This is a genomic window from Micromonospora sp. NPDC047707, assembly GCF_040704235.1.
Taxonomy (GTDB): Bacteria; Actinomycetota; Actinomycetes; order Mycobacteriales; family Micromonosporaceae; genus Micromonospora.
Window position 1 is genome coordinate 302,447 of the sequence record NZ_JBEYSU010000004.1, and the last position, 11,482, is coordinate 313,928.

Genomic DNA, 11,482 nt, shown 5'->3' on the forward strand with positions numbered 1-11,482 from the left:
ATGCGGCACGCGAGGTACCGTTCATGCGCGCGCTCCCCCGATTGCGCGCGGAACCGTGCAACCAACGGCTGCGTACGCCCGTCTCCTCATCGTGGGCGTGACGAACGGAGATGATCGTGGGTAAGGCCGGCAAGGGCGGTGGGAAGCCGTCCGTGTGGGCAGGCGTGCCGCGGTGGGCCCGGGTGTGCACCGTCTTCGGTGCCGTCCTCATGTTCCTCAGCGGCGCCGTCCTGGTGGGCACCGAGGCGCTGATGGCCCGCTACGAGGGCGCGGTGGGCAAGGCCGACCTCTTCGGCGACCAGGCCGCCGGCGCCAAGGAGCGCAAGAGCGACATCAAGGGCCCGCTCAACATCCTGCTCGTCGGCGTCGACCCCCGGAAGCCGGAGCAGCCGCCGTTGGCCGACTCGGTCATGGTGCTGCACGTGCCGGCCGGCCTCGACCGCGCGTACCTCTTCTCCCTGCCCCGCGACCTCTACGTCGACATCCCGGCGTTCAGCCAGGCCGGCTACAACGGCGGCCGGGAAAAGCTGAATGCCGCGATGTCGCACGGTAGCCGCAGGCAGGGGCAGAACCCGGACGCGGCGCAGGGCTTCCAGCTCCTGTCGAAGACCGTGGAGCAGGTGACCGGCATCGAGCGGTTCGACGCCGGTGCGATCATCAACTTCAGCGGCTTCATCCGCATCGTCGACGCGATGGGCGGCGTCACGATGAACATCGAGCGCGACGTGCGCTCCGAGCACCGTAGGCCGGACGGCACGCACCGGGAGCTGAGGCCGGGCGGCGGGGGGTACCTGGGACCGCAGGCCGAGTACAAGAAGGGCACCCAGCACCTCAAGGGCTGGCAGGCGCTGGACTACGTCCGGCAGCGCTACCCGAAGAACGGCGTGCCGGACGGCGACTACGGCCGGCAGCGCCACCAGCAGCAGTTCGTCAAGGCGATGGCGAGCCAGGCGTTCAGCGCCGACGTGGTGACCAACCCGATCAAGCTGGACAAGGTGCTCCGGGCGGCCGGCCAGTCCCTGGTCTTCAACGGCCGGGGGCACAGCGTCGTCGACTACGGCCTGGCGCTGAAGAACCTGCGCCCGAACAATATCCAGATGATCAAGCTGCCGGGCGGCGGCATCATGGAGAACGGGAAGTACCTGGGCGAGCGCTTCGAGCCCGCCGTACAGGACTTCTTCACGTCGCTGAAGAACGAGCAGCTCGACGCCTTCCTGCTGGAGCACCCGAAATTCCAGAACAAGGCGAGCTGAGTGAGGCAGGTCTCGCCACCCGCGTTACGGGCGGGCCGGCGGCGCGACTAGACTTTCGGCACACCGCCGCCGCAGCAAGGAGACAGCGTGGCACAGCAGCTTCACGTCGAGCTCGTAGCCGTCGAGGAGAAGGTCTGGTCCGGCGAGGCCGAGATGGTCGTCGCGCGGACGACCGAGGGCGAGCTGGGTGTGCTGCCGGGGCACGCGCCGCTGCTCGGCCAGCTCGCCGAGCCCGGCCAGGTCCGCATCAAGCTGGCCGGCGGTGAGCAGGTCGCATACGAGGTGGCCGGCGGCTTCCTGTCGGTGAGCGCCGAGGGCGTCACCGTCCTGGCCGAGAGCGCCACCCCGGTCTCCGCCGCGCACGGTCGCTGAGCCGACACCGGAGATGGAGATCGTCGAAGGGATCGGGATCGGCGTCGCCGTCCTCCTCGGCGCGCTCCTGTTTCTCTTCGTCCGGCGGGCACTGGTCACCCGCAGCGGAGGCATCATCCGGCTCAGCGTCCGGACCTCCACCATGCTCGACGGCCGAGGCTGGGCTCCCGGCTTCGGCCGCTTCATGGGTGACGAGCTCCGCTGGTACCGGATGTTCAGCTTCGCCCTCCGCCCGAAGCGGGTCCTCTCCCGGAAGGGTCTGGCGGTGGAGCGCCGCCGGCTGCCCGAGGGGCAGGAGCGCTTCGCGATGCCCGCCGACTGGGTCATCCTCCGCTGTACCAGTCATCACGCTCCGGTCGAGATCGCCATGGCGCGATCCACCGTCACCGGGTTCCTCTCCTGGCTCGAGGCCGCCCCTCCGGGGGCGGTCTCGCCGCGTCTGGCCTCCCAGGACTGGCCCGCCGCCTGAGGCACCCCCTCAGCCGATCGCCGCGACCAGCTCCACCTCGTACCCCTGACCGTCGCTGAGGTAGGCGGCGTAGGTTTCCGGGCCGCCGGCGTGGGGATGGCGATCGGGGAAGAGCAGCGACCAGCCGTGCGCCGGCGCCGCCGCGACCAGCCGGTCGACGGCGGCCGGCGGGCCGGCGTGGAAGGCGAGGTGGTTGAGGCCCGGGGCGAGCCGGTCGTGGACCCGGCCGGACAGCGCGGGCGATTCCTCCAGCACCAGGTAGGTGGGGCCGAGCCGCCAGGAGCGGCTGGCCGGCCACTCCTGGAACGGCTTCCACCCCAGTTCCCCGAGGAGCCATCCCCAGCTGCCGACGGCGTCGGGCAGGTCGGGGACCCACACCTCGACGTGGTGCAGCGCGCCGGTGCGGGCGGGCGGCGGTTGCCCGGTCAGCGGTTACCGCCGGGCACCCATAGCACATCTCCCGCCGGATTTGCCGTTCTTGCCAGGATAAAGAGCAGATCGGAGAGCCGGTTGAGATACTTTGCCGGGAGGGGGCTGGTCCGATCAGGGTCGTGTGCGACCAGGGCCCAGGCCGCACGCTCGGCGCGTCGGGCGATCGTCCGCGCCACGTGCAGCAGCGCCGCGCCCGCGGTGCCGCCGGGGAGGATGAAGGAGTCGAGCTTGCTGAGGCGTGCGTTGTACTCGTCGCACCAGCCCTCGAGGCGCTCGACGTACTCCTCGGTGACCCGCAGCGGCGGGTACTTCGGATCCGGCTCGACCGGGGTGGCCAGGTCGGCGCCCACGTCGAACATGTCGTTCTGGATCGACCCCAGCACGTCGCGCAATTCCTCGTCGAGCTGCCCGAGGGCGAGCGCGACGCCGATCGCCGCGTTGCACTCGTCGACGTCCGCGTACGCGGCGATCCGGGGATCTGTCTTCGGCACCTGCTCGTTGTTGCTCAACCTGGTCATGCCGGCGTCGCCGGCCTTGGTGTAGATGCGCGTGAGGTGGACGGCCATGACGCACAGCCTACGGATACCGGACCTGACCATCCCGGCCCGGCCGGAGCCCGCCTGGCCGGCCGGCGTCGGGCCCGGTGACCCGGCGGCCAACGCCGTCGACGTCATCCGGGTCCGCGGCGGCGCCCGCCTGGCCGGCACCGTGCACGTGGTCGGCGCGAAGAACTCGGCCCTGAAACTCATGGCCGCCGCCCTGCTCGCGCCGGGCCGCAGCGTGATCACGAACGTCCCGCGGATCACCGACATCGCCATCATGGGGGAGGTGCTGCGCCGGTTGGGCTGCGACGTCCGGTTCGACGCGGACGACCCGGTGGACCCGATGGTGGCGTACGGCGGTGTGGCCCGGTCCCGCTCGGTCACCATCGACGTGCCCGAGCTGCCCGGCGCCGAGGCCGACTACGACCTGGTCCGCCGGCTGCGCGCGTCGATCTGCGTGCTCGGCCCGCTGCTCGCCCGACGCGGCTGTGTCCGGGTCGCGCATCCGGGCGGCGACGCGATCGGCTCGCGCGGGCTGGACATGCACATCTCGGGGCTGACGAGGATGGGCGCCGACATCGCCGGCGAGCACGGATTCGTGATCGCCTCGGCCCCGCACGGCCTGCGCGGCGCCGAGATCGTGCTGGACTTCCCCAGCGTCGGCGCCACCGAGAACCTGGTGATGGCGGCGGTCCTCGCCGAGGGCACCACGGTCATCGACAACGCCGCCCGCGAGCCCGAGATCGTCGACATCTGCACGATGCTCAACCAGATGGGGGCGCTGATCGACGGCGCGGGCACGTCGACCCTGACGATCGTCGGGGTCCCCGGGCTGCGCCCGGTGCGGCACGCCACGGTGGGAGACCGGATCGTCGCCGGCACGTGGGCCTTCGGCGCGGCGATGACCCGCGGGGACGTGACCGTGACCGGGGTGCCCCCGGCGTTCCTGGAGCTGGCCCTGGACAAGTTGGTGTCCGCGGGCGGGCTGGTGGAGACGCGGCAGGACGCCTTCCGGATGCGGATGGACGACCGGCCGCGCGCCGTCGACGTGGTGACGTTGCCGTACCCGGGATTCGCCACCGACCTGCTGCCGATGGCGATCGGGCTCGCCGCGGTCAGCGACGGCGCCTCCCTGATCACCGAGAACATCTTCGACGGCCGGTTCATGTTCGCCAACGAGATGATGCGGTTGGGAGCGGACATCAAGACCGACGGGCACCACGCCGTGGTCCGGGGCCGGAACAGCCTCTCCGGGGCGCCGGTGCACGCGACGGACATCCGGGCCGGGGCGGGCCTCATCATCGCGGGGCTCTGCGCCGACGGGGTCACCGAGGTCTCCCACGTGCACCACGTGGACCGGGGCTACCCCGACTTCGTGGCGGACCTGCGGGCGCTCGGCGTCGAGGTCGAGCGTGACACCGCGCCCGAGGAGCCGGCCGTCACCATCTGACGGGTCGGGCTGCGCCGGGCACCGCCCTTAGCACTCGTTCAGGCCCGCCGACTAGGGTGCAGGCAGACACCCAATCAGGCGAGGGAGTGAGCAGATGGCGGGTCGACTCGCGGTCGTCGGGGCCGGGCTGATGGGCTCGGGCATCGCCCAGGTGGCGGCGCAGGCGGGCTGGCAGGTGACGCTGCGGGACCTGGACGACGCGGCCACGAAGCGCGGCGTGGACGGCATCCGGAAGTCGCTGGAGAAGTTCGCCGAGAAGGGGAAGATCCCGGCGTCCGACGTCGAGGCGACGCTCGGCCGGATCACCCCCACCACCGACCTGGAGGCGGTCGCCGACGCGGACATCGTCGTCGAGGCGGTCTTCGAGCGCCTGGAGATCAAGCACGAGGTCTTCCGCGCGCTGGACAAGATCTGCAAGGCGGACGCGGTGCTCGCCACCAACACCTCCGCCATCCCGGTCACCCAGATCGCCGCCGTCACCGAGCGCCCGGAGGCGGTCGTCGGCACCCACTTCTTCTCGCCGGTGCCGATGATGAAGCTCTGCGAGCTGGTCCGCGGCTACAAGACCAGCGACGAGACCCTCGCCACCGTGAAGGCGTTCGCCGAGGAGATCGGCAAGACCGTGGTGGTCGTGAACCGCGACATCGCCGGTTTCGTCACCACCCGGCTGATCGCCGCGCTGGTGGTGGAGGCGGTCAAGCTGGTTGAGTCCGGCGTGGTCTCGGCGGAGGATCTGGACACCGCGTGCCGGCTCGGCTTCGGTCACGCCATGGGTCCGCTGGCGACCACCGACCTGACCGGCGTGGACGTGCTGCTGCACGCCGCGAAGAACATCTACACCGACACCGCCGACGAGAAGTTCTTCCCGCCGGAGCTGCTCCAGCGCATGGTCACCGCCGGCGACCTGGGCCGCAAGACGGGCAAGGGCTTCTACTCGTACTGAGATGCAAGGCGGGGCCCCTTGTTGACAGCAGCTGTTAACAAGGGGCCCCGCCTCTACCGCAGACGTAAATAAGGGGCCCTTCCTTACACGTCAGCCGTCGCGGTTGGTTGTCCAGCGGAAGGTGCCGAGGCAGAGCAGCAGGCCGATCACGCACCAGGCGCCCAGCACGAGGGCGACCCGGCCCAGCTCGAAGGACCCGCCCGGCTCCTGGGTGCCGAAGGCCTCCGGCAGGAACACCGAGCGCAGACCCTGGCACATCCACTTGAGCGGGAAGAGCGCCGCCACCTGCTGCATCCAGCTCGGCAGCTGGGTGAAGACGAAGAACACCCCGGAGATGAACTGGAGCACCAGGGCGACCGGGGTGACCACCGCCGAGCCGCTGCGCGAGCTGCGTGCCAGCGAGGAGATCGCGATGCCGCACAGCGTGCAGGCGGTGATCCCGAGCGCGGACACCCAGCCGAAGGTCAGCCACTTGGCTGCCGTGCCGGGAAGTTCCAGGTCGAACAGGGCGGCCGAGACGGCGAGCAGCAGCGCGGTCTCGGCGACGCCGACCACCACCACCAGGATCACCTTGCCGGCGAAGTAGACCCACTTCGGCATCGGCGTGCCCCGGTAGCGCTTCAGGACCCCCCGGTCCCGCTCGATCGGGATCCAGATGCCGAGGTTCTGGAAGCTGACCGTCATCAGACCGGTTGCGATCATGCCGGTGACGAAGTACTGCGTGAAGCGCACACCCGGTGCGATCTCGCCGTCGAAGATGGACGCGAAGATCATGATCATGATCACCGGGAAGCCCAGCGTGAAGACGACGGACTCCCGGCTGCGCAGGAACTGGGTGATCTCCAGCCGACCCTGTCGCAGGCCCAGGGCGACCGGGCCCGGCCGGCGCCGCGGTGTCGCGGTGGCCGGCGTGGCCGGCGTCATCGTGGTGCTCATCTGTGTCCGATCATCCTCAGGTAGACGTCCTCCAGCGTCGGCCGGGTCACGGTCAGGCCGGGCACCTCGCCGCCGAAGCGCGCGGCCAGCTCCGCCACCAGCGCCGTCGGCGTCGCGCTCGCCACGCTCTCCACGGCCCCCTCCGGCGTACGCCAGGAGACCGTGGCGAGAGCCTCGTGCCGGTCGCCCAGCCGCTCGGGTACGGCGACCTCGACCAGCCGCCCGCCGGCGATCACCCCGACCCGGTCGGCCAGGGCCTCCGCCTCGTCGAGGTAGTGCGTGGTCAGCACGATCGTCGTGCCGGCCGCCGCCAGGTCCCGGATCAGCTCCCAGAACTCGCGCCGCGCCTCCGGGTCGAAGCCGGTGGTCGGCTCGTCCAGGAAGAGCAGCTCGGGGCGGCCGACGATCCCGAGCGCCACGTCCAGGCGGCGCTTCTGGCCGCCGGAGAGGCTGTGCGTACGGGCCTTCGCCTTGTCGGCCAGCCCCACGCGGGCGATCACCTTGTCCGGGTCCTCGGCGTCGGCGTAAAAGCCGGCGAAGTGGCGCACCACCTCGGAGACGGTCAGCTCGTCGAACTCGCCGGTGCCCTGGAGCACGATCCCGACCTGGGAACGCCAGTCGGAGGCGGGGGCCGCCGGGTCGCTGCCGAGCACCGAGACCTCGCCGGCGTCGCGCTTGCGGTACCCCTCGAGGATCTCGACGGTGGTGGTCTTGCCGGCGCCGTTCGGGCCGAGCAGGGCGAACACCTCGCCCCGGCGGACGTCGAGGTCCACCCCCGCCACGGCGACGGTCTCCCGGTACGCCTTGCGCAGCCCCCGGACGGAGATCGCGAGCTCGTCATCCATGCCGTCAAGTGTGCGGCCTGGCCGCCGGCGGCGGCCGTCCGGGGTGTGGCGGTTGCGGCCATACCGGGCGCTTCCCGACCCGGCGTCCGCGACATGGACCTGTGTGGTTTTCCACAACCCGTTTTACTGAACGGTAACTTAAACTCCGGCCATGGACGAGAAGGCTCTCCCGGGTCGGCTGCCCGAGCGTGACCGCCCGTGGGTGATGCGCACCTACGCCGGGCACAGTTCGGCCGCCGCGACCAACGCGCTCTTCCGCCGCAACCTGGCGAAGGGGCAGACCGGGCTCTCGGTCGCCTTCGACCTGCCCACCCAGACCGGGTACGACCCCGACCACGAGCTGGCGGCCGGTGAGGTCGGCCGGGTGGGTGTGCCGGTGGCGCACCTCGGCGACATGCGGGCGCTCTTCGAGGGCATCCCGCTGGCCGAGATGAACACCTCGATGACCATCAACGCGCCGGCCATGTGGCTGCTGGGCCTCTACGGCACCGTCGCCACCGAGCAGGGCGCCGAGCTGGCCCGCTGCGCCGGCACCACGCAGAACGACATCATCAAGGAGTACCTGTCCCGGGGGACGTACATCTTCCCGCCGGCGGCGTCGCTGCGGCTGACCGCCGACGTCATCGCGTACACGCTGCGCGAGATGCCGAAGTGGAACCCGGTGAACATCTGCTCCTACCACCTGCAGGAGGCCGGGGCGACCCCGGTGCAGGAGGTCGGCTTCGCGCTGGCCACCGCGGTCGCGGTGCTCGACGCGGTCCGCGACTCGGGCCAGGTGCCCGCCGAGCGGATGGGCGACGTCGTCCAGCGGATCAGCTTCTTCGTCAACGCCGGTGTCCGCTTCGTCGAGGAGATCGCCAAGATGCGCGCGTTCGGCGCGCTCTGGGACGAGATCACCCGCGACCGGTACGGCGTCGAGAACCCGAAGCAGCGCCGCTTCCGGTACGGCGTGCAGGTCAACTCGCTGGGCCTGACCGAGGCGCAGCCGGAGAACAACATCCAGCGCATCGTGCTGGAGATGCTCGGCGTCACCTTCTCCCGGGACGCCCGGGCCCGCGCGGTCCAGCTGCCGGCGTGGAACGAGGCGCTCGGCCTGCCCCGCCCGTGGGACCAGCAGTGGTCGCTGCGCATGCAGCAGGTGCTCGCGTACGAGTCGGACCTGCTGGAGTACCCGGACCTGTTCGAGGGCTCGCACGTGATGACCGCGCTCGTCGACGACATCGTCACCGGGGCCCGCGTCGAACTGGAGAAGGTACTCGAGATGGGCGGCGTGGTGGCCGCCGTCGAGACCGGTTACCTCAAGAGCGCCCTGGTGGCCTCGCTCGCGGACCGGCGCCGCCGGATGGAGGCCGGCACCGACGTGGTGGTCGGTGTGAACCGGTTCGTGGAGACCGAGCCGTCCCCGCTGACCGCGGCCGGCGCCGAGGCGATCGAGCAGGTGGACCCGGCGGTGGAGGAGGCCGCCGCCACCGGCGTACGCGAGTGGCGGGCCGGCCGGGACCCGGCGGCCGTGGACGCGGCGCTGGCCCGGCTCCGCGCGGAGGCCGCGACCACGACGAACCTGATGCCCGCCACGCTGGAGTGCGTGCGCGCGGGCGTCACCACCGGCGAGTGGGCGGGCGCGCTGCGGCAGGTCTTCGGCGAGTACCGGGCACCCACCGGCCTGTCCGGCGCTGCCGGCGTAGGCGGGGACGCCACCCTGGCCGCCGTGCGCGAGCGGGTCACGGCCACCGCCCGGGAGTTGGGCAGCGGCCGGCTGCGGCTGCTGGTCGGCAAGCCCGGCCTGGACGGGCACTCCAACGGCGCGGAGCAGATCGCGGTACGCGCCCGCGATGCCGGCTTCGAGGTCGTCTACCAGGGCATCCGGTTGACCGCGGGGCAGATCGTGGCCGCCGCCGTCGAGGAGGACGTCGACCTGGTCGGGCTGTCGGTGCTGTCCGGCTCGCACCTCGCGGCGGTGCCGGCGGTGCTGGACGGCCTGCGCGCCGCCGGCCGGGGCGACCTGCCGGTGGTGGTGGGCGGCATCATCCCGGCGGTCGACGCCGAGGCGCTGCGGAGGGCCGGCGTGGCGCGCGTGTTCACGCCGAAGGACTTCGCTCTCACCGGGATCATCGACGAACTGGTCACGGTAGTCCGCGAAGCCAACGGCTTGAAGTGAAGGAAGGGACCCCTGTTAACGCCTGGCGTGGTACAGGGGTCCCTTCCTAACAGCTGAGGCGGTCAGCGGCTGGCGTACGTCAGGCAGTCGGCCATGTCGTTGTCCGGGCCGACCTTGATGCCCGGTGCGTGGCACTCCAACTGGTCGTTGTGCTGGCAGTCCGCCCGCTGGCAGGCGCCGACCTGCGCGATCAGGCCGTCCACCCCGGCCCGGACCGCGGGCATCTCGATGAAGGTGTGGCAGTGGGCGTGATCCATGCTGCCGATCGTGATCGCGAAGGCGTGGCAGTCGCCGGTGTGGTTGTACCCGCACGCCGTGACCACGCACTCCTGCACGCGGGGCATCTCGATCGCTGCGGTCATCGCCGACCTCCTCTAGAGTCTTGCCCCGATTTTAGGCTTTTGCCGGCGTTCGTGAGCGAGGTTCAGCGGTGCTGGAGGACCTCCGACAGCGGGGCAGGCTCCAGCCCGCGCTCGGCCAGGCCGGCCAGGATGTGCGGCAGCGCCTCGTCGGTCATCGGTGCGTTCGCCTCGGTGACGTGCAGGACGACCACCGAGCCGGGGCGTACGCCGTCCAGCACGGCCCGGACGATCGGCCGCCACGACGTGGCGAAGGGGTCCCCACTCACCACGTCCCCGTCCACCACCGTGACGCCCAGCGGCGCCAGCGCGTCCAGCGCCGCATGGTCGTGGCAGAGCCCGGGGAAGCGGAAGTACCGGGTCTGCCGGCCGCCGTACGGTGCCACGATGTCGAACGTACGGGCCACGTCGGCGGTCATCTGCCGCTGGGGCAACCGCGGTAGGCCGTAGCAGTCGGACGTGAAGGCCAGGTGCGCGTACGTGTGGTTGGCCAACTCGATGCCCGGGTTGGCGGCGAGTCGGCGGGTCACCTGCGGGTACTGCTCGACCCACTTGCCGGTCAGGAAGAAGGTGGCCGGCACGCGTTCCCGTTCCAGCAGGTCGAGGATCCTCAGGTTCGCGTACGACCGTACGGCGCCGCTGCGCAACTGGTACCGCATGGTGTCGGTCATGTCCGCGTCGAAGGTGAGGGCCACCTTGTTGCCGGTCCGTGGACCATGGTCGACGACCGGCGGTCGCGTCCCCGGCGGCGTCGCGCCGGGCAGGGTGCGGGCGTCCGGCGGCGTCGCGGGAACCGTCGGCGAGGGCCGGCTCTCCGCAGTGTCGACCGGCCCGTCGGTCGGCCCCGAGGGCGTCCCTGTGCCCGCGGGCCCACTCGGCGCGGGCACCCAGAGGATGCTGGCGTTCACCGGCTCGCGGAGGTGGGCCGGGACGGTGAGCAGGACGACCGCGCCGACCACGGCGGTGAGGGTCGCGGCGAGCGGAACGCGGGAGATTCTCACGGGCACCGGGAGATGATCCCAACATCACCGGTCTCGCGGGGTCCCCCCGGCGCCCGCTCTGAACTCCGAGACCTTTCCCACGTCACGGGTGCGATGACCCGTTCGCCCGGGTCGGCTGTCAGCCGGTGTGCCGGATGTCCGGTTCGGCGGGTGACCGGCGGCACCGTCACGGCGGAATGGTGGCCGGGCCGGAGTCGTTACATCACCTGGACGATCGAGCAGGGCCGCCGCCCCGAGCGGGCGCGATCCCCGGCCCACCGGCCGGAATGATGGTGGCCCGGCGGTCGTTACACATGGTCCCGGCGCCGTGAGGGCCCCCCGCCCCGCGTGGTCGCCGGTCCGGACACCCGGGACATCGCCGGTCCGACCCCCGCGGACCGCGCCTGCGAGCCGCACGTCGCACCCGTCGCCTGAGTTCCCCCCTTTTTGTCGGCGCGGGTGCCCTTCCCCCGAATGGAGCTTCTCGTGATGAACACGATGCTGCGTAAGAGCGTTCTCGGTATCGCTGGTCTGGCCGTCGCCGGTGGTCTCGCCGCCGGCCCGCTCAACCACGACACCACCACCGGCACGGTCGGCACCACGCCGCTCGCCGCCGCCGTGCAGGCTGACACGGTGGACAAGAACACCCTGATCCCGCACGGTGTGCAGGGCAAGCAGTCCCGCATCGACCTGGACGACGAGCAGACCGCGAATGTGAAGGCGATCATCGCGGCGACGAAGAA

Annotated in this window: 12 protein-coding genes and 1 pseudogene; 7 read left to right on the forward strand and 6 right to left on the reverse strand. The window is 71.3% G+C overall.

The window, feature by feature from the left end:
• Positions 1-110: 110 nt before the first annotated feature.
• The 3 genes from AB0873_RS06935 (at position 111) to AB0873_RS06945 (ending at position 2,094) form a co-directional block, all read left to right on the forward strand.
• Positions 111-1,253 (forward strand): LCP family protein, encoded by a 1,143-nt coding sequence (locus AB0873_RS06935; RefSeq protein ID WP_366598772.1) that lies wholly within the window; start codon positions 111-113, stop codon positions 1,251-1,253.
• 87 nt (positions 1,254-1,340) lie between these two features.
• Positions 1,341-1,625 carry a F0F1 ATP synthase subunit epsilon gene (locus AB0873_RS06940; protein ID WP_155330527.1) on the forward strand — a complete coding sequence of 95 codons (285 nt, stop codon included), beginning with the start codon at positions 1,341-1,343 and terminating at the stop codon, positions 1,623-1,625.
• 13 nt (positions 1,626-1,638) lie between these two features.
• Entirely contained in the window at positions 1,639-2,094 is a 456-nt protein-coding gene (locus tag AB0873_RS06945) for a DUF2550 domain-containing protein (protein ID WP_366598773.1), read from the forward strand.
• A 9-nt stretch (positions 2,095-2,103) separates the two neighbouring features.
• Here AB0873_RS06945 and AB0873_RS06950 read toward each other — a convergent pair whose 3' ends face one another.
• Together AB0873_RS06950 and AB0873_RS06955 are read right to left on the reverse strand one after the other, a co-directional pair.
• A complete protein-coding gene (locus AB0873_RS06950) occupies positions 2,104-2,472 on the reverse strand; it encodes a VOC family protein (RefSeq protein WP_366598774.1) in 369 nt (122 codons plus the stop codon).
• 47 nt (positions 2,473-2,519) lie between these two features.
• Positions 2,520-3,092, reverse strand: a complete 573-nt coding sequence (locus AB0873_RS06955) for a cob(I)yrinic acid a,c-diamide adenosyltransferase (RefSeq protein ID WP_155330530.1) — start codon at positions 3,090-3,092, stop codon at positions 2,520-2,522.
• Here AB0873_RS06955 and murA point away from each other — a divergent pair.
• Both murA and AB0873_RS06965 read left to right on the forward strand, forming a co-directional pair.
• A complete protein-coding gene (gene murA / locus AB0873_RS06960; RefSeq protein ID WP_366598775.1) occupies positions 3,091-4,518 on the forward strand; it encodes a UDP-N-acetylglucosamine 1-carboxyvinyltransferase in 1,428 nt (475 codons plus the stop codon). The genes AB0873_RS06955 and murA overlap by 2 nt on opposite strands.
• Before the next feature lie 94 nt (positions 4,519-4,612).
• Positions 4,613-5,461, forward strand: a complete 849-nt coding sequence (locus AB0873_RS06965) for a 3-hydroxyacyl-CoA dehydrogenase family protein (RefSeq protein ID WP_366598776.1) — start codon at positions 4,613-4,615, stop codon at positions 5,459-5,461.
• Positions 5,462-5,551: 90 nt separating this feature from the next.
• On the opposite strand, the gene AB0873_RS06970 is transcribed toward AB0873_RS06965, so the two are convergent.
• The gene (locus tag AB0873_RS06970; protein WP_366598777.1) at positions 5,552-6,397 is read right to left on the reverse strand and encodes an ABC transporter permease; all 846 of its coding nucleotides are present in this window, start codon (positions 6,395-6,397) and stop codon (positions 5,552-5,554) included.
• Positions 6,394-7,242, reverse strand: a complete 849-nt coding sequence (locus tag AB0873_RS06975) for an ABC transporter ATP-binding protein (protein ID WP_366598778.1) — start codon at positions 7,240-7,242, stop codon at positions 6,394-6,396. The genes AB0873_RS06970 and AB0873_RS06975 overlap by 4 nt, the downstream gene beginning before the upstream one ends.
• Before the next feature lie 151 nt (positions 7,243-7,393).
• Between AB0873_RS06975 and AB0873_RS06980 the strand changes: the two genes are divergently transcribed.
• Positions 7,394-9,400, forward strand: a complete 2,007-nt coding sequence (locus AB0873_RS06980) for a protein meaA (RefSeq protein ID WP_366598779.1) — start codon at positions 7,394-7,396, stop codon at positions 9,398-9,400.
• Between the two features lie 62 nt (positions 9,401-9,462).
• Here AB0873_RS06980 and AB0873_RS06985 read toward each other — a convergent pair whose 3' ends face one another.
• Complete coding sequence (locus tag AB0873_RS06985; protein WP_155330536.1) at positions 9,463-9,762, reverse strand: DUF1540 domain-containing protein; 300 nt, start codon at positions 9,760-9,762, stop codon at positions 9,463-9,465.
• Between the two features lie 62 nt (positions 9,763-9,824).
• Complete coding sequence (locus AB0873_RS06990; protein WP_366598780.1) at positions 9,825-10,766, reverse strand: polysaccharide deacetylase family protein; 942 nt, start codon at positions 10,764-10,766, stop codon at positions 9,825-9,827.
• Positions 10,767-11,228: 462 nt separating this feature from the next.
• Here AB0873_RS06990 and AB0873_RS06995 point away from each other — a divergent pair.
• Positions 11,229-11,482: pseudogene (locus AB0873_RS06995) on the forward strand (hypothetical protein); the annotation flags it as partial.